This window comes from Mycobacterium heidelbergense (assembly GCF_050205645.1).
In the GTDB taxonomy this organism is placed as follows: domain Bacteria; phylum Actinomycetota; class Actinomycetes; order Mycobacteriales; family Mycobacteriaceae; genus Mycobacterium; species Mycobacterium heidelbergense_A.
This window is the reverse complement of the sequence record NZ_JBNMQT010000022.1, coordinates 15800-37795: the sequence shown is the minus strand read 5'-3', so window position 1 is coordinate 37795 and position 21996 is coordinate 15800. Positions and strand designations below refer to the sequence as shown.

General features: G+C 68.0%; 17 protein-coding genes. 10 read left to right on the top strand and 7 right to left on the bottom strand.

Features of this window, described 5'->3' with window-relative positions:
- Positions 1–180: 180 nt before the first annotated feature.
- Positions 181–1752 carry a glycosyltransferase family 39 protein gene (locus tag ACQI5H_RS20870; protein WP_427081203.1) on the top strand — a complete coding sequence of 524 codons (1572 nt, stop codon included), beginning with the start codon at positions 181–183 and terminating at the stop codon, positions 1750–1752.
- Here ACQI5H_RS20870 and ACQI5H_RS20865 read toward each other — a convergent pair.
- From ACQI5H_RS20865 to ACQI5H_RS20855, 3 genes are read right to left on the bottom strand one after another with little or no spacing between them, the layout of a single operon-like run.
- Positions 1736–3154, bottom strand: a complete 1419-nt coding sequence (locus tag ACQI5H_RS20865) for an MFS transporter (protein ID WP_427081202.1) — start codon at positions 3152–3154, stop codon at positions 1736–1738. The two genes, ACQI5H_RS20870 and ACQI5H_RS20865, sit on opposite strands and share 17 nt — an antisense overlap.
- Positions 3151–5307, bottom strand: a complete 2157-nt coding sequence (uvrB, locus tag ACQI5H_RS20860; protein ID WP_427081201.1) for an excinuclease ABC subunit UvrB — start codon at positions 5305–5307, stop codon at positions 3151–3153. The genes ACQI5H_RS20865 and uvrB overlap by 4 nt, the downstream gene beginning before the upstream one ends.
- Before the next feature lie 49 nt (positions 5308–5356).
- Positions 5357–7354: a serine/threonine-protein kinase gene (locus tag ACQI5H_RS20855; protein ID WP_427081200.1), complete on the bottom strand. Its 1998-nt coding sequence runs from the start codon at positions 7352–7354 to the stop codon at positions 5357–5359.
- A gap of 230 nt (positions 7355–7584) precedes the next feature.
- Here ACQI5H_RS20855 and ACQI5H_RS20850 point away from each other — a divergent pair, with 230 nt between their 5' ends.
- The 7 genes from ACQI5H_RS20850 (at position 7585) to ACQI5H_RS20820 (ending at position 14356) form a co-directional block, all read left to right on the top strand.
- Complete coding sequence (locus ACQI5H_RS20850; protein ID WP_427081199.1) at positions 7585–10137, top strand: ATP-binding cassette domain-containing protein; 2553 nt, start codon at positions 7585–7587, stop codon at positions 10135–10137.
- A gap of 69 nt (positions 10138–10206) precedes the next feature.
- A complete protein-coding gene (locus tag ACQI5H_RS20845; RefSeq protein WP_427081230.1) occupies positions 10207–10647 on the top strand; it encodes a DUF402 domain-containing protein in 441 nt (146 codons plus the stop codon).
- A 36-nt stretch (positions 10648–10683) separates the two neighbouring features.
- Positions 10684–11268 carry a DNA polymerase ligase N-terminal domain-containing protein gene (locus ACQI5H_RS20840; RefSeq protein WP_427081198.1) on the top strand — a complete coding sequence of 195 codons (585 nt, stop codon included), beginning with the start codon at positions 10684–10686 and terminating at the stop codon, positions 11266–11268.
- Positions 11269–11282: 14 nt separating this feature from the next.
- Positions 11283–12263, top strand: a complete 981-nt coding sequence (gene ligD, locus ACQI5H_RS20835) for a non-homologous end-joining DNA ligase (protein WP_427081229.1) — start codon at positions 11283–11285, stop codon at positions 12261–12263.
- Positions 12263–13162 carry a non-homologous end-joining DNA ligase gene (gene ligD / locus ACQI5H_RS20830; protein WP_427081197.1) on the top strand — a complete coding sequence of 300 codons (900 nt, stop codon included), beginning with the start codon at positions 12263–12265 and terminating at the stop codon, positions 13160–13162. Before ligD (ACQI5H_RS20835) ends, ligD (ACQI5H_RS20830) begins: the two co-directional genes overlap by 1 nt.
- Positions 13155–13934 carry an Fpg/Nei family DNA glycosylase gene (locus ACQI5H_RS20825; RefSeq protein ID WP_427081196.1) on the top strand — a complete coding sequence of 260 codons (780 nt, stop codon included), beginning with the start codon at positions 13155–13157 and terminating at the stop codon, positions 13932–13934. Before ligD (ACQI5H_RS20830) ends, ACQI5H_RS20825 begins: the two co-directional genes overlap by 8 nt.
- A gap of 11 nt (positions 13935–13945) precedes the next feature.
- Positions 13946–14356, top strand: coding sequence for a hypothetical protein (locus tag ACQI5H_RS20820; protein WP_427081195.1), 411 nt, complete (start codon positions 13946–13948; stop codon positions 14354–14356).
- Here the strand turns inward: ACQI5H_RS20820 and coaE are convergent.
- The 4 genes from coaE to ACQI5H_RS20800 all read right to left on the bottom strand — a co-directional run bounded on the left by coaE (position 14353) and on the right by ACQI5H_RS20800 (position 20154).
- Positions 14353–15543, bottom strand: a complete 1191-nt coding sequence (gene coaE, locus ACQI5H_RS20815; RefSeq protein ID WP_427081194.1) for a dephospho-CoA kinase — start codon at positions 15541–15543, stop codon at positions 14353–14355. The genes ACQI5H_RS20820 and coaE overlap by 4 nt on opposite strands.
- Before the next feature lie 6 nt (positions 15544–15549).
- A complete protein-coding gene (gene rpsA, locus ACQI5H_RS20810; protein ID WP_427081193.1) occupies positions 15550–16995 on the bottom strand; it encodes a 30S ribosomal protein S1 in 1446 nt (481 codons plus the stop codon).
- A gap of 118 nt (positions 16996–17113) precedes the next feature.
- Positions 17114–19798: a DNA polymerase I gene (gene polA / locus ACQI5H_RS20805; protein WP_427081228.1), complete on the bottom strand. Its 2685-nt coding sequence runs from the start codon at positions 19796–19798 to the stop codon at positions 17114–17116.
- A 68-nt stretch (positions 19799–19866) separates the two neighbouring features.
- Positions 19867–20154, bottom strand: coding sequence for a putative quinol monooxygenase (locus ACQI5H_RS20800; RefSeq protein ID WP_427081192.1), 288 nt, complete (start codon positions 20152–20154; stop codon positions 19867–19869).
- Positions 20155–20278: 124 nt separating this feature from the next.
- Between ACQI5H_RS20800 and ACQI5H_RS20795 the strand changes: the two genes are divergently transcribed.
- A complete protein-coding gene (locus tag ACQI5H_RS20795; protein ID WP_427081191.1) occupies positions 20279–20761 on the top strand; it encodes a Zn-ribbon domain-containing OB-fold protein in 483 nt (160 codons plus the stop codon).
- Positions 20739–21974 carry a lipid-transfer protein gene (locus tag ACQI5H_RS20790; protein ID WP_427081190.1) on the top strand — a complete coding sequence of 412 codons (1236 nt, stop codon included), beginning with the start codon at positions 20739–20741 and terminating at the stop codon, positions 21972–21974. The genes ACQI5H_RS20795 and ACQI5H_RS20790 overlap by 23 nt, the downstream gene beginning before the upstream one ends.
- Positions 21975–21996 lie beyond the last annotated feature (22 nt).

Genomic DNA, 21996 nt, shown 5'->3' with positions numbered 1-21996 from the left:
CGCAACCCGCAAATTATCCCGCCACGCTGCGGCAACGGACAATTTACAGACGAAAATGCTCCCGCTGCGTCATGCCGGCGGCGGAAAGCATTGCATCGCATCACTTCTCGCGGGATTTGGGCCGCGTGCGCCGGTGACCTGGGCGGACGCGGCGCCACCTGACTTACAGTGACATGCATCATGTCGATGCCCACCATCGAGCAGCCCACGCCGGGCGTCGTTGACAAGCCTGCGCCCGGCCGCCGGCCCGGCCGGCTGCTCGACCCGTGCCTGGTAGGCGCCCTGGCAGCCGTCATCAGCGCAGCCTGGGCCTGCCGACCTTCGCTGTGGTTCGACGAAGGGGCGACGATATCGGCGGCGGCGAGCCGAACGTTGCCCGAGCTGTGGAAGCTGCTGGGTCACATCGACGCTGTGCACGGCCTGTATTACCTGCTGATGCACGGCTGGTTCGCGATATTTCCGCCGACCGAATTCTGGTCGAGGGTCCCCAGCGCCCTGGCGATCGGGGCCGCCGCCGCCGGCGTCACGGTGTTCAGCAAGCAATTCGTCCCTGGACGGGCGACCGCGCTGTGCGCGGGCGCCGTCTTCGCCATCTTGCCGCGCACCACGTGGGCGGGCATCGAGGCGCGCCCGTACGCCTTGGCGGCCGCCGCCGCGGTATGGCTGACCGTTTTGTTCGTCGCCGCGGTCCGGCGCAACAGGCCCCGGCTGTGGCTCTGCTACGCGCTGGCGATGATGCTGTCGATCCTGCTGAGCCTCAACCTGATCCTGTTGGTTCTGCTGTACGCCGCGATGCTGCCGTTGCTGGTGCCCGCGAAATCCCGAAGGTCCCCGGCCGTGTGGTGGGCGGTCAGCTCGGCCGTCGCCGTCGGCGTCATGACGCCGTTCCTCGTGTTCGCCCATGGCCAGGTGTACCAGGTCAACTGGATCTTTCCCGTCAGCTGGCACTACGCGTTCGACATCGTCCTGCGGCAGTACTTCGACCACAGCGTTCCGTTCGCGATTCTCACGGCGGTGCTCGTAGGCGCGGCGCTGGTGGCCCGGCTGACCGGCGCGCGGCGTCCGGCGAGCGACCTGCGCGTACTGCTGGTCATCTGCGCGACGTGGATCGTCCTACCCACCGCGCTCGTCGTCGTCTACTCGGCCGTCATCGAACCGATCTATTTTCCGCGCTACCTGATCCTCACCTCCCCCGCAGTGGCCATGGTCATCGCCGTCTGCATCGTCACGCTCGCCCGCAAACCGTGGCCAATCGCTGCGGTGGTCCTGGCGTTCGCCGCGGCCGCGCTGCCGAATTACCTTTTCATCCAGCGCTGGCCATACGCCAAGGAGGGCTGGGATTACAGCCAGGTGGCCGACCTGATCGGCTCCCACGCCGCGCCGGGGGACTGCTTGCTGGTCGACAACACGGTGCCCTGGCGGCCCGGTCCTATCCGCGCCGTGCTGGCCACCCGGCCCGAGGCCTTTCGGTCGGTGATCGACGTCGGGCGCGGTGTCTACGGGCCCAAGGTGGGCTGGCTGTGGGACGGCCATGTCGCGGTGTGGCTGACGACCGCCAAGATCAACAAGTGCTCCACCATCTGGACCATCACCAATAGGGACAAGTCCCTGCCCGATCACCAAGTCGGACAACCGTTGCCGGCGGGGGTGTTCGGCCGTGCCCCGGCGTACCGATTCCCGAGCTACCTCGGTTTCCACATCGTCGAGCGTTGGCAATTCCACTACTCGCAGGTGGTCAAGTCGACGCGATGAGGGCTCGGCGATCACCGCGGACCGCCGCATAGGACGCCACCACACCGACGCCGGTCAAGACGGTGAAAACGGCGAACAGCCAACGGGCTTCCATCACGTCGCCGCCCTGGACCGTGTTGACCACGACGCCGGCCAGACCGGCACCGAACGCCGCGGAGACCAGCTGCACGGTGTTGATCGCCGCGGCCGCCGCGCCGCCTTCGGCCGGGTCGTTGACGGAATCCATTGCGCGCACCGACAAGTGGGGCCACGCCATGCCGATGCCGATCCCGGCCACCAGCAAGGCCAGCGTCCAGAGCGCGACGATCCCGGCCGACGCGTTGTCGCGCTGGGTGAAGGCGCCCAGCGCCAGACCCGCGGCCACCACTACCGGCGCCACCCCGATGACCCGCCCGATGGCTCGCGGGCTTTCCAGCGATGCGCTGACGATTTCGCTGAACGTCCAGCCAACGGCGAGCGCGGCGCCCAGGAATCCCGCCGCCACGGGGCTCAGATGCGCCAACCGCTGGCCGAACAGCGGCACGTAGGTGTCCACCATCGCGCCGAGCATCAGCGCACCCATGGCCAGGTAGATCCACTTCAAGAGCCCGGGACCAAATACGCTGGGCGGCAACACCTTTGCAGGCATCCGCCAGTCGACGAGTACGAACAGTCCGACCAGCACGATGGCGACGGCGAGCAGTCCGCCGGTCGCGACGACGTCGTGCGGGATTTGGGCGACGCTGATCGCCAACGCGGCGGCCCCGATCAGCACCAGCGACCACACCGGCACCCTCATCACCGCCGCGGCGCCGCTCGCGGCGCCCCGACCGGCGGCCAACGCGACCGGTACCAGCAGCGCCATCAGGGCGGTCACAATCGCCATCGCGACGAAAGCCCAACGCCATAAACCGAATTGCGCGAACAGGCCACCCGTCGCGGGTCCCACCACCGTGGCGACGCCCCACATCGCGGACACCAGCGCGGAGGCCCGCGTCCACAGCGCGCGCGGCAACGCGGTGTTGATGACCGCATAGCCGAGGCCGGCCAGCAAGCCGCCGGCCACGCCTTGCAGGGCGCGTCCCGCGATCAGGATTTCCATGCTGGGCGCCAGGCCGCAGGCCAGGCTGGAGACGGCGAACACGGCGAGCCCCATCAGATACGACCTGCGCGCCCCGTAGCGGAGCAGCATCGGACCGACCATGGTCGCGGCGACGACCGACCCGACCAGGTAGAGGGTCATCACCCAGGCGTACAGGCGGCTGCCGCCGATTTCGGCGACCGTATTGGGGAGCAGGCTGATGGTCAGAAACTCGTTGGTGGCGTACAGCGCCACCCCACCGGCCAGCACGACGGACGTCCCCAGATAGCGGGCGCCCAGCAGCTCGCGCCAGCTGCCGGTGGTGGTGGCGGTGTGCGTCACTTCAGGCCGGCGGCGTCCATCCCGCGCAGTTCCTTTTTGAGGTCCGCGATCTCGTCGCGGAACCGCGCGGCCAGCTCGAACTGCAGGTCACGGGCGGCGGCCATCATCTGCGCGGTGAGGTCCTTGATCAGGTCGGCCAGTTCCGCGCGCGGCATGTTGGTCGTGTCGCGGCCCTCGAACACCCCGGCGCTGACCACCCGGCCCGGCTCGCCCTGCGCCCGCCGCCCGCGTGAGACGCTCCGCCCCGACCCGATCTCGACGGTTTCCGTGTCGTCGGCTTCGGTGTAGACCCGATCGAGGATGTCGGCGATCTTCTTGCGCAGCGGCTTCGGGTCGATGCCGTTGGCCTCGTTGTACGCCACCTGCTTGGCGCGCCGCCGTTCCGTCTCGTCGATGGCCTCGCGCATCGAGTCGGTGACGGTGTCGGCGTAGAGATGCACTTCGCCGGAGACGTTGCGCGCGGCGCGGCCGATGGTCTGGATCAGGCTGCGCGTCGAGCGCAGGAAGCCCTCCTTGTCGGCGTCGAGAATCGCCACCAGGGACACCTCGGGCAGGTCGAGGCCCTCTCGCAGCAGGTTGATGCCGACCAGCACGTCGTAGTCGCCCAGCCGCAGCTGGCGCAGCAGTTCTACCCGGCGCAGCGTGTCGACCTCGGAATGCAGATACCGCACCCGGATGCCCATCTCCAGCAGGTAGTCGGTGAGATCTTCGGCCATCTTCTTGGTCAGCGTGGTCACCAGCACCCGCTCGTCGACCGCGGTGCGCTTGCGGATTTCGCCGATGAGATCGTCGATCTGGCCTTTCGTCGGCTTGACCGTGACCTTGGGGTCGACCAGCCCGGTGGGCCTGATCACCTGCTCGACGAACTCGCCCTGCGTCTGGCTCAGCTCGTACGGGCCGGGGGTGGCCGACAGGTACACCGTCTGCCCGATGCGGTCGGCAAACTCCTCCCAGGTCAGCGGGCGGTTGTCGCACGCCGACGGCAGCCGGAACCCGTACTCCACCAGGTTGCGCTTACGGGACATGTCGCCCTCGTACATGCCGCCGATCTGCGGCACGGTGACGTGCGATTCGTCGATGACGAGCAGGAAGTCCTCCGGGAAGTAGTCCAGCAGCGTCGCCGGCGGCGAGCCAGGCCCGCGGCCGTCGATGTGCCGCGAGTAGTTCTCGATACCCGAGCAGAACCCGACCTGGCGCATCATCTCGATGTCGTAGTTGGTCCGCATCCGCAGCCGCTGGGCCTCCAGCAGCTTGCCCTGGCCTTCGAGTTCGGCGAGCCGCTCGGCCAGCTCCTCCTCGATCGTCGAGATCGCGTGCGCCATCCGCTCCGGCCCGGCCACATAGTGGGTGGCCGGGAAGATCCGCAGCGAGTCGACCTTGCGGACCACGTCGCCGGTCAGCGGGTGCAGGTAGTACAGCTCCTCGATCTCGTCGCCGAAGAATTCGATGCGCAGCGCCAGCTCTTCGTAGGACGGGATGATCTCCACGGTGTCGCCGCGCACCCGGAACGAGCCGCGGGTGAAGGACAGGTCGTTGCGGGTGTACTGCACGTCGACGAGCAGCCGCAGCAGCGCGTCCCGGGGGACCTCGGTGCCGACCCGCAGCTCGACGGAGCGGTCCAGGTAGGACTGCGGTGTGCCCAGGCCGTAGATGCACGACACCGAGGCCACCACCACCACGTCGCGGCGCGACAGCAGCGATGACGTCGCGGAGTGCCGCAACCGCTCCACGTCGTCGTTGATCGAGCTGTCCTTCTCGATATAGGTGTCGGTCTGCGCGATGTACGCCTCCGGCTGGTAGTAGTCGTAGTACGACACGAAGTACTCGACTGCGTTGTGCGGCAACATCTCTCGCAGCTCGTTGGCCAACTGCGCGGCCAGCGTCTTGTTGGGCGCCATCACCAGGGTGGGCCGCTGCAGCCGCTCGATGAGCCACGCGGTGGTGGCCGACTTGCCGGTCCCGGTGGCGCCGAGCAGCACGACGTCGCGCTCCCCCGCCTTGATGCGCCGCTCGAGCTCGTCGATGGCGGCCGGCTGGTCGCCGGCAGGTGCGTGCGGGCTGACGACCTCGAAGCGGCCACCGACGCGCATGACCTCCTCGACGGCGCGGTACTCCGAATGCGCGACGACCGGATGCTCGGTGGCGAAAGCCATGCCACCAGGGTAGAGCCAGCCACCGACAAGGTCGTCTCGCGAGCGCGCCCTATCCGACGGGGCGGGTCCACGTCCGGCTGACCGGGTCGCATTGGAGCAGGTAGCCGTCGTTCGAGGTGGAGGTGGCGAACACCGAGGTGCCCGGGCGATCGCACGAACTGCCCGAGGCGTGCACGCCCGTCGTGATGGGGGCCTTGGCCCAGGCGGTGCCTTCGCAGACGACCTGCTCGTTGTTCGTCGGGTCGTAGGCCAGCTTGTCGACGTCGGTGCATGACCCGCCGAGGACGGGCGGTACCGGGTTGGCCGGCGCGGTCGAGGTGTCGAGGACCTGCGTGGGATCGGCCAACGGCACGCCCCCCGGCGCATCACCGACGCGGGTGGCCACCACAGGTATCCGCACCACGGCCCCTTGCGCGCCACACTCGTTGCTCACCACGGTCTCGGTTTGCGTGCCGCGCAGCGTCCCGTCGGCCTGCGGCGCCAGCGACCACGCGACGGTCTCCTGCTGGGTGACCCCGGCAAGTCCGTCCGGAGCGACGCAGCGCAACCGCTCCTGCTGCGGGGCGCCCTGCCAATATCCGGCGACGAAACGCAGGCTGTCGGTCTCCCCTCCGTTGGCGGTACTCGCCACCTGGTGGTCCGCGTCGTCCAACCGGGTCCCGGTCGCCGCGCAACCGTTGGTGGTGCACGCGGAGCGGAAAGCCCACCAGTCGGTGTCGGCCGCGTCCTGACGGATCGCGACGCCGTTTCCGGTCCGCTTGCCCTGGTCGTAGGTCAGTTGGTAGGTGCCGCTCAACGTCGGACCGCCGGGGCCCGTGGGCGCGGCGCTAGCGGCCGGGGGCGACGGTCTCGACGCGAGCGCGGGGTTGGCCGGCGTAGGTTCCGGCTGGAAGGAGTACAGGACCGACCAGGTCGCCGCCACGGCGATCAGCACCGCGCACACCAGCGCGGTCGCCCATCGGGTCCTCGACGAGCAGCGGTGGCCCATCGCCGCGACGAGCGCCCGGGCGCCGCGCCGCCGGTGCGTGGCTACCCCCGCCGGAGCGGCGTTGTCCAACCGCTCGCCGACGGCGGCGGCGAAGTCGCGACACCGGTCGAACCTGTCTTCGCGGCGTTTGGCGAGGGCCTTGGCGAACACGTCGTCGAGGTGCGCCAAATCCGGGCGGTACTCGCTGAGCCGGGGCGGATCCTCGTGCAGGTGCTGGCTGATCACCGCAATGGGATTGGAGTGTTGGAACGGTGGCGCGCCGGTGAGCAGATGAAATGCCGTGCCTGCCAACGCGTATTGGTCTGCGCGGCCATCGATGTTGGCGCCGGTCAACTGCTCCGGCGCGGCATAAGCGACCGTTCCCACCGCGACATTGGTCTCGGTGATCCCGCTGATGCTGCCGAGGTGGCGCGCTACACCGAAGTCCGCCAACAGGATTCGGCGTTCATCGTTCTCAGGATGGGTGAGCAGAATGTTGGCAGGCTTGACATCCCGGTGCAGCAGGCCCCGATCGTGGGCGTAGTCCAGGGCGCCCGCGACCGCGTCGAGAACGGCGAACGCCTCGTCGATTGGCATACCATCGCGGTGATGCTCTCGCACCAGCCGCGATGCGTCGGTGCCCTCGACGTAGTCCATGGAAATCCAGAGGTGGCCGTTGAATTCGCCGCGATCGTGCACGCCGACGATGTGTGGGTGCCACAGGGTTGCCGCCAGATCGGCCTCGCGATTGAACCGCTCCCGGAATTCGGGATCCGCGGTGACCGCCTCGGCGAGAACCTTGATCACGTCGCGCCTCGGCAGCCTCGGATGCAAAGCCAGATAGACCTCGGCCATCCCCCCGGCGCCCAGCGGTCGCAGGATGGTGTATCCGGCGAACTTCGTGCCGCCGGCCATCGCCAGGCGCGGGCCACTGCCCTCGTTCGGGTTCGAGCTGGCCGCCGGGGCACGGCGAAATAGGTGTGCGCGCAATGCCTCTCGGGCCCGCCGCGGGTTGCGCAGCAGCAGCCGCCCGGCGGCAATGCGCCGGGTGGTTACTTTGTGGTCGTCTTGCTCGTCCATCGAATGGCTGCCCCCTCAAGCCTCGGCATTGCTAATGGGTATCGCCGCTTCGGGCGTCGAGCAGGCACCGTTGCACGCTCAGCCGGGCGCTCCCCCGGCACCCCATCGCATGATGCCGGGCGCTCCCCCGGCACCCCATCGCATGATGCCGGGCGCGGATAGGCGTTGGGCCACCGGAGGTTATGAAACAGCTGTGAGCACGAAACAAAGCGAAATCACAGCCGACTCTCATGGAGCCCACTCGGGCGGCGGCCGATACTTGTGTGGTGAGTCGACCCGCCGCGCCCGCGCTGACCATTCGGCATGACGGGTCCCAACGTTCCTTCGCCGCGGGTCATGAGGTGGTCGTCGGGCGCGACCTGCACGCCGACTTACGCATCCCGGACCCGCGGATCTCGCGCGCGCACCTGATACTGCGTTTCGATCAAGGCCGCTGGCTGGCGATCGACAACGGCTCGTTGAACGGGACCTACGTCAACGGCTACCCGATGCCGGTCATCGACATCCACGACGGACAGAGCATCAACGTCGGCAATCCGCAAGGGCCCCAGCTGACCTTCGCGGTCGGCCCGCAGCGGGGGCCGACCAGTCGGCCATCCCCGACGCGGGCGGTGCCGGATTCCGGGCCTCCCACTCTGGCGTGGTCGACGAGCGCGGAGCAGACGAATCCCATCCGGCGACCGGCGCGGCCGCCGCGACGGGCACCGGACAACGAGCGGACCGTGATCAACGCCGGCACCTTAGCCAAGCCGCACCCGGCGCCGCCCGGCGAGTTCACCGTGATCGATGCCAAGACCGCGGACGTGTCCAACCTCGCCACGCGAATGGTGAAGTTCCTGACCCCACGCGCGCCGGCGGTCGGCACCGGCATCACGATCGGCCGCGCCGCCGACAGTGACGTCGTGGTGTCCGACGTCCTGGCCTCGCGCCGGCACGCCAGCCTGGTGCAGACGCACCTCGGCACCGAGATCCGCGACACCAGCGTCAACGGGACGTTCGTCAACGGCACCCGGATCGGGTCGGCGATCCTGACCGAGGACGACGTGGTCACCATCGGCAACGTCGACCTGGTGTTCCGCGACGGCACGCTGATCGAACGCAGCGCCGCCGCGACCCGCACCGGCGGCCTCGAGGTGCGCGGCGTGAAGTACGTCGTCGACAACGGCAAGCAGCTGCTCGACGACATCTCCCTGACCGCCCGGCCGGGGACGCTGACCGCCGTGATCGGCGGGTCCGGGGCGGGCAAGAGCACGCTGGCCCGGCTGATCGCCGGCTACGCCCGCCCCACCTCCGGATCGGTCAGCTTCGAGGGCCACGACATCCACACCGAATACGCGTCCCTTCGCAGCCGGATCGGCATGGTCCCGCAGGACGACGTCGTGCACCGCCAGCTGACGGTGAACCAGGCCCTGGGCTACGCCGCCGAGTTACGCCTTCCGCCCGACACCGGCAAGGCCGACCGCGCCAGGGTCGTCGCGCAGGTCCTCGACGAACTCGAGCTCACCAAGCACGCCGATGCCCGCGTCGACAAGCTCTCCGGCGGCCAGCGCAAGCGCGCCTCGGTCGCCCTGGAACTGCTCACCGGGCCGTCGCTGCTGATCCTCGACGAGCCGACATCAGGTCTCGACCCGGCACTGGACCACCAAGTCATGACGATGCTGCGCCAGCTCGCCGACGCCGGCCGGGTGGTGATCGTGGTGACGCACATGTTGTCCTACCTCGACACCTGCGACCAGCTGCTGTTGGTGGCGCCCGGCGGCAAGACGGCCTACTGCGGCCCGCCCGACCAGATCGGTGCGGCGATGGGCACCACGAACTGGGCCAAGATCTTCACCCACGTGGGCGCGGACCCCGAAGAGGCCAATCGACGCTTTCTGGCCCGCGCCGAGGCCCAGCGGCGGCCGCAGAACCTCCTTCCGGACAACACCGACCGGCCGGGCGACCTCGGCGCACCGGTGCATACCAGTGTGCGGCGCCAGATCTCGACCGTCGCGCGCCGTCAGGTCCGCCTTGTCGTTTCCGACCGCGCCTACTTCGTGTTCCTGGCCCTGCTGCCGTTCATCCTGGGTGCGCTGTCGCTGACCGTGCCCGGCAACATCGGATTTCACGCCGCGGGCCCCCATGCCGGCACGCCGGACGAAGCCGCGCAGATACTCAGCCTGCTGCTGCCCGCCGCGGCCTTCATGGGTACCGCGCTGACCATCCGCGACCTGGTCGGCGAGCGGGCCGTCTTCCAGCGCGAACAGGCGGTCGGACTCTCGACCACGGCCTATCTGCTTGCCAAGACCGGGGTGTTCTGCGGCTTCGCGATCCTGCAGTCGGCGATCACGACCGCGATCGTCGTGCTGGGCAAGGGCGCGCCGACGCGGGGCGCGGTGGTGCTGGGGAACGCCACCCTCGAGCTATTCGCGACCGTCGCCGCGACGTGTGTGGCCTCGGCGTTGCTAGGGCTGGCGATTTCGTCGCTGGTCCGTTCCACTGAGCAGATCATGCCGCTGTTCGTGGTCTCGGTGATGGCGCAGTTGGTGCTATGCGGCGGGATGGTCCCGGTGACCGGCCGGCTGGGGCTCGATCAGCTGTCCTTCGCCACGCCCGCGCGCTGGGGCTATGCCGCGGCGGCGTCGACCGTCGACCTGCGCAACCTGGTGCCCGGTTCGCTGGTCCCCGAGGACCGGTTCTGGCAACACACGCCGAAGATCTGGCTGCTGGACATGGGCATGCTGGCCGCATTGTCGCTGTTCTATGCCGGGTTTGTGCGATGGAAGATCCGGCTGCGCCGCTGACTCATGCATCCGCCGAAACACGAGACATTCGACCTGGTCGCCTGCACCAATACCGACCCGAAGGGCATCGTGCGGGGCGTCGACGAGTACGTCGTGCAGCCGTGGGGGCTCTACGTCGCCCGGCCCACCCCGGGGCGGGCCCAGTTTCATTACCTGGAGTCGTGGCTGTTGCCGTCGCTGGGCCTGCGCGCCACGGTGTTCCACTTCAATCCCGGCCACGAGCGCGACCATGACTACTACCTCGACGTCGGCGAATACACGCCCGGCCGGCAGGCGTGGCACTCCGAAGACCATTATCTCGACATCGAGGTTCGTACCGGGAGGGGAGCCGAGCTGGCCGATGTCGACGAGCTGTTCGACGCCGTCCGCCACGGCCTGCTGACTCCGGATGTCGCCGAACGGGCGGTGCGGCGCGCCGTGGATGCCGTCGACGGGCTGGCCCGCAACGGCTATGACCTCGCCCGATGGCTGGCCGGCAACGGCATGCAACTCACCTGGCGCACGGCGTAACAGTTTTCCGCACCCGCCGAGGGGTATGCCCCCGACATGCCCCTGAGCGAGTATCGGCGCAAACGGCGCTCCGGCCTTCGAACCGGCACCAGCCCCGAGCCGCGTGGCGAGCGGGACACGAAGCGCCGCAAGGCCGGCAAGCGGCCGTCTTTCGTCATCCAGCACCACGCGGCGCGCAGCGATCACTATGACTTCCGACTCGAGATCGGCGGCGTGCTCGTGTCGTGGGCGATACCCAAGGGGCCGTCGACGAACCCGAAGGACAGGCGAATGGCGCGGCGCACCGAGGATCATCCGCTCGACTATGCGACGTTCGAAGGAGTCATCCCGCGCGGCGAATACGGCGCCGGCGAGGTCATCGTCTGGGACCGCGGGACCTATGCCAACGCAACCAACTACGAAATGGCCGAAGGCCTTGACCGAGGCCACCTTTCGTTCCGCCTGCACGGCGAAAAGCTGCACGGTGGCTTTGCGCTCACACGGATCCGTGAGGGCAAGGACGAGACCTGGCTGCTGATCAAACGCCGGGACGAGGACGCCGATGCGCGCCGAAAGCCGGTCAAGAGCCAGCCGGAATCGGTGCTGTCCGGCCGCACGCTCGACGACCTGGACGAGTCGTGACCCCTCTTGCCGGGATGCCCGGCCCGGTACGCGCGGCCCTGCGCGACGAGCCGGTACCGGAGTGGCGGGGTCCCACGCTGGCCACCCTGACCGAGAAGCGCTTCTCCGACGATCGCTGGATCTTCGAGCGAAAATTCGACGGGATGCGCTGCCTGGCGTTTCGTGACGGCGATCGGGTGCGGCTGCTGTCGCGAAATCGTCAGCGGCTCAACGGAACCTACCCGGAACTGGTCGACGCGCTCGCGGCCCAGCACACCACCCGATTCGTCGTCGACGGCGAGGTGGTGGCGTTCGAGGGACGCCGCACCAGCTTCGCCCGGCTGCAGGGGCGGCTGGGCATCACCGACCCCGAGGTGGCCCGGGCGTCGCGGATCCGCGTCTACTACTACCTGTTCGACCTGCTGCACCTCGACGGCATGTCGACCACCGAGGTACCGCTGCTCTGGCGTAAACGACTGCTGCGCAACGCGATCGACTTCACCGGCTCACTGCGCTATGCGCCGCACCGCGTCGGGGATGGCATCGCCGCCTACCGGGCCGCCTGCGCCCGCGGCGACGAGGGAGTGATCGCGAAACGCGCCGACGCGACGTATGAAGGCCGCCGCTCACCGAATTGGCTGAAGTTCAAATGCGTTCGCGACCAAGAATTCGTGGTCGGCGGCTACACCAGCCCCAAAGGCAGCCGCATCGAGTTGGGCGCGCTGTTGATTGGCTATCACGACGGCCGCGACCTCGTCTACGCCGGCAAGGTCGGCACCGGCTTCGACGAAGCCACCCTGCACAGCCTGCACGAGCGCCTGTCCCCCATCGAGCAGGATGCGCCGCCGTTCACCCGGGGTCTGGTGCGCGAGAAGAGCGCCCATTGGGTCCGCCCGGAGCTGGTGGCCCAGATCGGGTTCACCGAGTGGACGCGCGATGGCAAGCTGCGCCACCCGCGCTATCAGGGACTGCGCATCGACAAGGATGCCCGGGACGTCGTACGGGAGACGCACTGATGACACGTGAAGTCGAAATCACCCATCCGGATCGGGTGTTGTTCCCCGATCCGTCGTCGGGTAAGGGGATCACCAAGGGCGATCTGGTCGACTACTACGGCGAGGTGGCCGACACGATGCTGCCGCACCTGCGCGACCGCCCGCTGACCGTGCAACGGTTTCCGCGCGGCATCGGCGAACAAGGGTTCGTGCAGCAGGATTTCGCCGATTCGCTGCCGGACTGGATGAGCGGCGCCGAGGTCGCCAAAGAGGGCGGCACCCTTGTGCATCCGGTGGCCGACCGCCGAGAGGCGTTGCGCTGGCTGGCCAACCAGAACTGCATCACTTTGCACATGTGGCAATCGCGGCGGGATCGGCTGCACAACCCCGACCGGCTGGTGTTCGACCTCGACCCGTCCGACAGCGACTTCGCGGTGGTGCGCGCGACGGCCCGCGCGACCGCCGGCGTGCTCGACGACCTCGGACTGGCGTGCTACGTACAGACCACCGGTTCCCGCGGGCTGCACGTGGTGGTCCCGGTACGCCCCGACACGGACTTCGACACCGCCCGGCAGTTCACCCGCGACGTCGCCGAGGTGGTCGCGGCCGACGACGCCAAGCATCGCACCGTGGAAGTGCGCAAGGACAAGCGCGGCGGCCGGGTGTATCTCGACGTGATGCGAAATGCGTACGCCCAAACCGCGGTTGCACCGTATTCGGTGCGGGCCCGCCCCGGTGCGCCGGTGGCGACGCCGCTGGAATGGGACGAATTGGATGCCCGCGGCCTACGGGCCGACCGATTCACCATCCGCGATGTTCCCAAACGGCTGGCGGGGCAACGTGATCCGTGGGCGGACATATCCCGTCATGCGCGCGCGCTGGGCGGCCCGGCGAAGCGACTGGCGAAGCGTCGTGCCTGAACTGCCTGACGTGGAAGGGTTTCGGCGCGAGCTTGCCGGCGTGTTGCCCGGCCGCCGCATTCGGCACGTGCAGGTTCGGGATCCCGGCATTCTGCGCAACACCACCGCGGCGGCGCTCGGACGCCGCTGCACTGGCCGCCGCTTCCGCGCGCCACGCCGGCATGGCAAGTGGCTCATCCTGCCCACCGACGGCCCGACACTGCTGGTGCACAGCGGGATGACGGGCCATCCGTACTACGCCGCCGACGATGCCGAGCCGAAGGGCTATGAGCGGCTGGTGATGTCCCTGGACAGGGGCGAACTGCGCTACGCCGACCTGCGCAAGCTGCGCGGGGTGTGGCTGGCCGATTCCGACGACGACATCGCGCATGTGACGGGTCCGCAGGGCCCCGATGCGTTGGGCATGGACCTACGGGCGTTTCGCGACGCGCTGTCCGGTCGGCACGGTCGGCTCAAGCCGACCCTGATGGACCAGTCGGTGATCGCGGGCCTCGGCAACCTGCTCGCCGACGAAATCTGCTGGCGGGCCCGGCTGCGACCGACGCTCCCGGTTGCCGACCTGGACGCCGACGACGTCAAACGGCTTCACGCCGCGATGACGCGGGTGCTGCGCACCTCGGTGCGACACGGCCGGGTGCCCGGCCTATCGCGCTGGCTCACCCGGGTGCGCGACGAGCCGGACCCGAGTTGCCTGCGTTGCGGCACGCGACTCACCCGCCGTCGCGTCGGGGGCCGGACATCGGTGTGGTGTCCCCGCTGCCAGCCCGGGTAATCTCGGCAGTTATGAGCCTCAGCAAGCGCAGGTGGATGACGATCGCCGCCCTGACCGTGGTTGCGGCCGGCGCGCAGCTAAGCCCGGCGACCGCGCGGGCGGACCTGCACAACATCACCTACCGCGCCAGGATCGATGCGCTGACAACGGGCAGCCAGGCCACCTTCGTGATCAACGGCGGCCAGACCAACACCACCAGCCTTCCGTCGATGCCGGGCAACGTGTTCGAAGCCAACACCGTGCTACCCGACCCGCAGCAAGCCGGCCTCCGGATCGTCCTTCGTTTCCCATACGCCGCGAACGTGCATTGCGAGATCGATGTCGACGACAACGTTTTCACGCAAGCCGACCAAATGGTCAGGCCGGCGATCGGCGATCCGAATAGCGGTTCGCTGCAATGCGGAGCGCCGTTGCCGGGCTAGGTGACCGGCCGGGGCCGCCAGCCCGTTGAGTCGGCCCAGTCCCACGCACGCCGATAGGCATCGAAAAACCACGGCTCTTTGGCGGCAACGTAGATTTCACTGTCGCCGTTGCCCCGCTTTTCGGCGTCGCGCTTGGCGGTCAGATAGTCGGCACGGGCGTCGGGGTTGGCCGTCAGCCAATCCACGAACAGCAGCGCGAACTGCTGATTGGGCCAGCCGTCCACCCGGATGTGCACATTCGTCGGTCGGCCGGGATCGGCCGACGCGTGAATCCGCTTGCGCCACAACGCGGGATCGTCGGTGTGGGCGACGTCTTGCGTGATCGCGTCGATGCGCGGATACCCGACGGACAGCAGGGGCTCGGCGAGTTCGTCTGCCACCGCCAAGGATTCGACGGTGATCTGGATGTCGATGACGTCCTTCGCGTCGAAGCCGGGCACGGCGGTCGATCCGATGTGGTCGACCCGCAACGCCTTGTGGCCGCAGGCGGTCTGCAGCCGGGCGACGATACGCCGCGCCTGGTCGGGCCAGGCCGGGTCGGCCGGCACCAACCGGGCCGGCGCCCGGGCGATCTGGCGCTGCGCCACGTTGTGCGCGAACGGCAGGATCCGGTTGTGCCATACGTCGCGCGCCCGCTGTACCAAATCCGCCTGGCTGCCCGAATTGTCCAGCCAGACATCGGCGACGGCACGGCGCTGCTCGTCGTCGGCTTGGGCGGCGATCCTTGCGCGCGCGTCCTCTTCGGACATGCCGCGTTGCTCGACCACCCTCCGTACGCGCAACTCGACATCGGCATGCACCACGACAACCAGCGGGAACAGCGGCGCCATCCCGGATTCCACCAGCAGCGGGATGTCTTCGACGACGACGGCATCCTCGGCTACGGCGGCGATGATCTCCGAACGGCGCTTGCCCACCAGCGGGTGGACGATCCCGTTGAGCTTCTTGCGTGCCTCGTCGTCGGCGAAAGCCTTGGCGGCCAACGCCGGTCGATCCAACGATCCGTCGGGTAGCAGGATGTCGTCGCCGAACGCGTCGACAAGCGACGCCAGCCCCTCGGTTCCGGGCTCGACCACCTCGCGCGCGATGACGTCCCCGTCGACGATGACTCCGCCGCACTCCGCGAACGTGGCGGACAGCGCCGATTTTCCGGCGCCGATGCCACCGGTCAACCCGATGCGCAGCATCGAGAGTTAGGCGTTGCCGGCGAGCTTTTCCCGCAGGGCGGCCAGCTGGGCGTCGCTGGCCAGCGACCCACCGGCGGCCTTCTCGGGGGGAGCGCCGTTGCCGGGCGACTGGTCGCCACCGCTGGGCGCTGCGGCCTCGGCGGCGGCGAACTTCTCCATCTGCGTGGTGTGCATCTTGTGCCGACGCTCGGCCTCGGCGTAGCGGGCTTCCCATTCGTTGCGCTGGGTGTCGAAGCCCTCGAGCCATTCGTTGGTCTCGGCGTCGAAGCCCTCGGGGAAGATGTAGTTGCCCTGCTCGTCGTAGCTGTCGGCCATGCCGTACTTCGCGGGGTCGAACTCCTCGGTGTAGTCCTCGTTGGCCTGCTTGAGCGACAACGAGATCCGGCGACGCTCCAGGTCGATGTCGATGACCTTGACCATCGCGTCGTCGCCGACGGCGACCACCTGATCCGGCACCTCGACGTGCCGCTCGGCCAGCTCGGAGATGTGCACCAGGCCCTCGATGCCCTCCTCCACACGGACGAACGCGCCGAACGGAACGAGCTTGGTGACCTTGCCCGGCACGATCTGGCCGATGGCGTGGGTGCGGGCGAAGTGCCGCCACGGGTCTTCCTGAGTCGCCTTGAGCGACAACGAAACCCGCTCGCGATCCATGTCGACGTCGAGCACCTCGACGGTGACCTCGTCGCCGACCTGGACCACCTCGGACGGGTGATCGATGTGCTTCCAAGACAACTCGGAGACGTGCACCAGGCCGTCCACACCGCCCAGATCGACGAACGCACCGAAATTGACGATGGAGGACACCACACCCTTGCGGATGGCGCCCTTTTGCAGCTGGTTGAGGAACTCGCTGCGCACCTCGGACTGGGTCTGCTCGAGCCAGGCCCGCCGCGACAGCACCACGTTGTTGCGGTTCTTGTCCAGCTCGATGATCTTGGCCTCGATCTCCTTGCCGATGTACGGCTGCAGGTCGCGCACCCGGCGCATCTCGACCAGCGAGGCGGGCAGGAAGCCGCGCAACCCGATGTCGAGGATCAGGCCACCCTTGACGACCTCGATGACGGTGCCCTTGACGGCCTCGTCCTTCTCCTTGAGCGCCTCGATGGTGCCCCAGGCGCGCTCATACTGCGCGCGCTTCTTGGACAGAATGAGGCGGCCCTCTTTGTCCTCCTTGGTGAGAACCAGGGCCTCGACTTCGTCTCCCACGGAAACGACCTCGTTGGGGTCGACATCGTGCTTGATGGAGAGCTCGCGGGCGGGGATGACCCCTTCGGTCTTGTAGCCGATGTCGAGGAGCACCTCGTCCCGGTCAACTTTGACGATGGTGCCTTCGACGATGTCGCCATCGTTGAAGTACTTGATCGTTTTGTCTATTGCGGCAAGAAAGTCCTCGCTGGAGCCTATGTCGTTGACGGCTACTTGGGGCGAGGTGACGGCGGGACTCGGCATGTTGTTGGGTTGCTCCGGACAGGTGGGGTCGTAGGGACAATTCGGGATTTACCTGTTGAGGCTACTCGACAGGGCACAAGCTGGACAAACTCGGGCTGTAATGCGGCGCTATTCCCCTTCAGTGGGCCGCTGAGTCCCAGCTGCGGCCGTAGCCCACCGAAACCTCCAGCGGCACGTCCAGCGGGTAGGCGCTGCCCATCTTTTCGCGTGCCAGCGCTTCGACCTGTTCGTGCTCGCCAGGGGCGATTTCGAACAACAATTCGTCATGGACCTGCAAAAGCATGCGCGACGAGAGGCCGGCGTCCTTGATGGCCTTGTCGACTTCGATCATCGCCACCTTGATGATGTCGGCCGCGCTGCCCTGGATCGGCGCGTTGAGCGCCGCCCGCTCGGCGGCCTCGCGTACCTGGCGATTGCTGCTGTCCAGCTCGGGAAGATAACGCCGACGGCCCAATACCGTTGAGGTGTAGCCGTCCTTGCGGGCCTGCTCGACGACGTCCATCAGGTAGTCGCGCACTCCGCCGAATCGGGCGAAGTATTGGTCCATCTGGACTTTCGCCTCCTCGGTGGAGATCTTCAGTTGGGCGGCCAAGCCATATGCGCTGAGCCCGTAGGCCAATCCGTACGACATCGCCTTCACCCGGCGGCGCAATTCGGCGGTGACTTCCTCGATCGGCACGCCAAAAGCGCGCGAAGCGACGAACGAGTGCAGGTCCTCGCCGGTGTTGAACGCCTCGATGAGGCCTTCATCGCGGGACAGGTGCGCCATGATGCGCATCTCGATCTGGCTGTAGTCGGCCGTCATCAGCTCGGCCATCGGGCCGCCCGCGCCCTTCCCAACCACGAAGGCATCCCGGATCTGACGGCCGGCGTCGGTGCGGATCGGGATGTTCTGCAGGTTGGGCTCCGTCGACGACAACCTGCCGGTCGCCGCGATGGTCTGGTTGAACGTGGTGTGGATGCGTCCGTCGCCCGCCACCGAATTGAGCAACCCGTCGACGGTGACTTTCAGCCGGGTGACGTCGCGGTGAGCGAGCAGGTGCTGCAAGAACGGATGCTCCGTCTTGTCGAACAACGATTGCAGTGCATCGGCATCGGTGGTGTAGCCGGTCTTGGTTCGCTTTGTTTTCGGCATGCCCAGCTCGTCGAACAGCACCACCTGCAACTGCTTCGGCGAGCCCAGGTTGATCTGCTTGCCGATCACGGCGTACGCGGCCTCGGCGGCATCGCGGATCTGGTCGCCGAATTGGCTCTGCAGTTCGGTCAGCATCCGCAAATCGACTGCGATGCCGGCGTTTTCCATGTGCGCCAACACCTGCTGAACGGGCAGCTCCATCTCGGCCAGCAATGCCGTGGAGTCGATGCGCTCCAGCTCGGCATCCAGCGCATCGGCCAGATCCACCACCGCGCGGGCCCGCAGGATCACCGTCTGGACCGCTTGCTCGTCGACGCCACCCGCCTCGTCCAAGTCATCGAGCAGCGAAAGTTGTTGCTGCTCAGGTGTTTCCGCGCGCAGTTCGCGACGCAGGTAGCGCAGCGACAAGTCGTCCAGGGTGAAGCTGCGTTGACCGGGCCGCACCAGGTAGGCCGCGAGCGCGGTGTCGGACGTTACGCCGCTCAGCGTCCAGCCGCGGCCCCACAGGTCGTGCATGGCCAGCTTCGCCTCATGCAGCGCTTTGGGTTTCGCGGGATCGGCCAGCCACGCCCCCAGCGCGGCGTCGTCGTCGGGGGTCAATGTCGCGGTGTCGACGTACGCGCCTTCCCCGTCGGCGGCGGCGATGGCAAGCGCGGTCGCGTCTCCCTCGTAGGGCAGGTGCGTACCGACCACCGCCAACCCGCAGCGACGCCCGTCGCTGGCGTGCTCGGCCAGCCACTGGCCCACGGTGCCGGCGTCCAGCGCGCCGCCACGCACGTCGAAACCCTCGTCGACCTCGGGCTCGACGGCGGCCAGCGTGTCGAACAGCCGGTCACGCAACACCCGGAATTCGAGGTCGTCGAAGAGCCGGTGGATCTGGTCGCGATCCCACGGCTGCAGCCGCAGCGTGTCCGGCGTCTGCGCCAGCGGCACGTCTTTCACCAAGTCGGTGAGCTCCCGGTTGCGCACCACGCTGGCCAGATGCGCGCGCAACGCGTCGCCCACCTTGCCGCGCACCGACTCGACGTTGTCGACCAGCCCCTGCAGCGAGCCGTATTCGACGATCCATTTCGAGGCGGTCTTCTCCCCCACGCCGGGGATGCCGGGCAGGTTGTCGCTGGGATCGCCGCGCAGGGCGGCGAAGTCGGGATACTGCGCGGGGGTCAGGCCGTACTTCTCGACGACGGCATCCGGGGTGAATCGGGTGAGCTCGCTGACGCCCTTGCGCGGATACAGCACCGTCACGTCGTCACTGACCAACTGCAGGGAGTCACGGTCACCGGTCACCACCAGCACGCGGTACCCCTCGTTTTCCGCCTGGGTGGCCAGCGTCGCGATCAGGTCGTCGGCTTCGAATCCCGACTCCGCGAGCACCGTGATGCCAAGCGCGCCCAGCACTTCCTTGGTGATGTCGATCTGTCCGTGGAACTCGTCGGGCGTCGACGATCGGTTGGCCTTGTATTCCGGGTAGCGCTCAGAACGGAAGGTCTGCCGTGACACGTCGAACGCGGCGGCGATGTGCGTCGGGGCCTCGTCGCGCAACAGGTTGATCAGCATCGCGGTGAATCCGTACACCGCGTTGGTGGTCAGCCCGCCGCGGGTCTTGAAGTTCTCGGCGGGTAGCGCGTAGAACGCGCGGAACGCCAGTGAATTGCCGTCCAGCAGCATCAGCGTCGGCTTGGTCTGTTCCTCGCTGGCGGTGCTCACGGCTCACACTCTAGGCACCCCTCGTGACATCAAGTGAGCCGCCGTTCGGCGCCCACGTCGTACTCGGAAACCGATGCGCGCACGATCAAGCCCTGTTGTTCATCAGTGGGTCCGCTGCCGCGGAACGCCTCGACGGCGGCCCGCGACTCCCAGCGTTCGAAGATGCGGATGCGACTCGGATCGAGCAGGTCCGCACTGATCGCGAAGTCGAGACAGCCCGGGGTTCGGCCGGCTTGCCGGACGACGGCCTCACATCCGGCCAGATATGTGTCTCGCCGCTGCGGGTCGACGACGAGGTATCCCGCGACGATCACCATGGGACCCTCCTTCGCTTGGCTCACACCGGTATGACCGCCGCCGCCCGCCGAAGTCATCGGCACGACACCGCGGCAGAACTGCAACACGTTTCAGTTTCGCGCCTCCGCTGGGTACGCTGACCCGGTGCCAGAGGTCACCCGCCAAGAACCGGCGGTCGATGGGTGGTTCACCACCGTCGAAGCCGGCGTCCCGCATCTGATCGGCAGCAAATGCCCGCAGTGCGGTACCTACGTCTTCCCGCCGCGAGAAAACAACTGCCCCAATCCGGCGTGCGCCAACGACGCGCTGGAATCGGTCGCATTGTCGCGGCGCGGAAAGCTGTGGAGCTATACCGAGAACCGCTACGCGCCGCCCCCGCCCTATCCGTCCCCGGATCCCTTCGAGCCCTTCGCCGTTGCCGCCGTCGAGCTGGCCGACGAGGGGTTGATCATCCTGGGCAAGGTGGTCGACGGCACGCTGGCGGCCGACTTGAAGGTCGGCATGGAGATGGAGCTGACGACCATGCCGCTGTTCACCGACGAGGACGGCGTGCAGCGCCTCGTGCACGCGTGGAGGCGCGCCGGCGACGATGCAGAGCGAAGCGATGAGGAGGAGCGGCGCAAATGAGGGTCGCCAGATGAGTACGCCCGAACCGCTGTACATCCTCGGCGCCGGAATGCATCCCTGGGGCAAATGGGGCAACGATTTCACCGAATACGGCGTGGCCGCCGCCCGTGCCGCGCTGAACGAAGCGGGGCTGGATTGGCAACAGATCCAGCTGGTGGCGGGCGCGGACACCATCCGCAACGGCTATCCGGGGTTCGTCGCCGGCGCGACGTTCGCACAGAAGCTGGGCTGGAACGGGGTTCCGGTCAGTTCGAGCTACGCGGCGTGCGCCAGCGGCTCGCAGGCGCTGCAGAGCGCGCGGGCCCAGATCCTGGCCGGGTTCTGCGACGTTGCGCTGGTGATCGGCGCCGACACGACGCCGAAGGGCTTTTTCGCACCCGTCGGGGGCGAACGCAAAAACGACCCCGACTGGCAGCGGTTCCACCTGATCGGGGCCACGAACCCGGTGTACTTCGCGCTGCTGGCGCGACGGCGGATGGACCTCTACGGCGCCACGCTCGAGGACTTCGCTCAGGTGAAGGTCAAGAACTCCCGGCACGGTCTGCAGAACCCCAACGCGCGGTTCCGCAAGGAGACGTCGATCGAAGACGTGCTGGCCAGCCCGATGGTCGCCGATCCCCTGCGGCTGCTGGACATCTGCGCCACGTCCGACGGCGCGGCGGCGCTCATTGTTGCCAGCGCCAAGTTCGCCCGCGAACATCTCGGCTCGCTGGACGGGGTGCCCTCGGTGCGCGCGGTCAGCACCGTTACCCCGCGCTACCCGCAACACTTGCCCGAATTACCGGATATCGCAACGGATTCCACCGCCGCGGTGCCCGCACCGGACCGGGTGTTCAAGGATCAGATCCTCGACGCGGCGTACGCCGAGGCGGGCATCGGGCCCGAGGACCTGAGCCTGGCCGAGGTTTATGACCTATCCACCGCGCTGGAACTCGACTGGTACGAGCACCTCGGGCTGTGCGCCAAGGGCGAGGCCGAGGCGCTGCTGCGCAGCGGTGCGACCACCATCGGCGGCAAGATCCCGGTCAACCCGTCGGGCGGACTGGCGTGTTTCGGCGAGGCCATCCCGGCCCAGGCGATCGCTCAGGTCTGCGAGCTGACGTGGCAGCTGCGCGGCCGGGCCACCGGCCGGCAGGTAGAGGACGCCAGGGTCGGCGTCACCGCCAACCAGGGACTGTTCGGACACGGTTCGTCGGTGATCGTCGCGCGCTAGCGGCCTCTGCCCATCTCTGCCC

What these genes read in the sequence shown, in the direction of transcription:
- ACQI5H_RS20855 (WP_427081200.1), bottom strand. Translation starts at nt 7,354, where the DNA reads ATGGACGAGCAAGACGACCACAAAGTAACCACCCGGCGCATTGCCGCC.
- ACQI5H_RS20820 (WP_427081195.1), top strand. Translation starts at nt 13,946, where the DNA reads ATGAGCCTCAGCAAGCGCAGGTGGATGACGATCGCCGCCCTGACCGTG.
- ACQI5H_RS20870 (WP_427081203.1), top strand. Translation starts at nt 181, where the DNA reads ATGTCGATGCCCACCATCGAGCAGCCCACGCCGGGCGTCGTTGACAAG.
- ACQI5H_RS20850 (WP_427081199.1), top strand. Translation starts at nt 7,585, where the DNA reads ATGGAGCCCACTCGGGCGGCGGCCGATACTTGTGTGGTGAGTCGACCC.
- polA (WP_427081228.1), bottom strand. Translation starts at nt 19,798, where the DNA reads ATGCTGCTGGACGGCAATTCACTGGCGTTCCGCGCGTTCTACGCGCTA.
- ACQI5H_RS20840 (WP_427081198.1), top strand. Translation starts at nt 10,684, where the DNA reads ATGCCCCTGAGCGAGTATCGGCGCAAACGGCGCTCCGGCCTTCGAACC.
- ACQI5H_RS20800 (WP_427081192.1), bottom strand. Translation starts at nt 20,154, where the DNA reads ATGGTGATCGTCGCGGGATACCTCGTCGTCGACCCGCAGCGGCGAGAC.
- ligD (WP_427081197.1), top strand. Translation starts at nt 12,263, where the DNA reads ATGACACGTGAAGTCGAAATCACCCATCCGGATCGGGTGTTGTTCCCC.
- rpsA (WP_427081193.1), bottom strand. Translation starts at nt 16,995, where the DNA reads ATGCCGAGTCCCGCCGTCACCTCGCCCCAAGTAGCCGTCAACGACATA.
- ACQI5H_RS20790 (WP_427081190.1), top strand. Translation starts at nt 20,739, where the DNA reads ATGAGGAGGAGCGGCGCAAATGAGGGTCGCCAGATGAGTACGCCCGAA.
- uvrB (WP_427081201.1), bottom strand. Translation starts at nt 5,307, where the DNA reads ATGGCTTTCGCCACCGAGCATCCGGTCGTCGCGCATTCGGAGTACCGC.
- coaE (WP_427081194.1), bottom strand. Translation starts at nt 15,543, where the DNA reads ATGCTGCGCATCGGGTTGACCGGTGGCATCGGCGCCGGAAAATCGGCG.
- ligD (WP_427081229.1), top strand. Translation starts at nt 11,283, where the DNA reads ATGCCCGGCCCGGTACGCGCGGCCCTGCGCGACGAGCCGGTACCGGAG.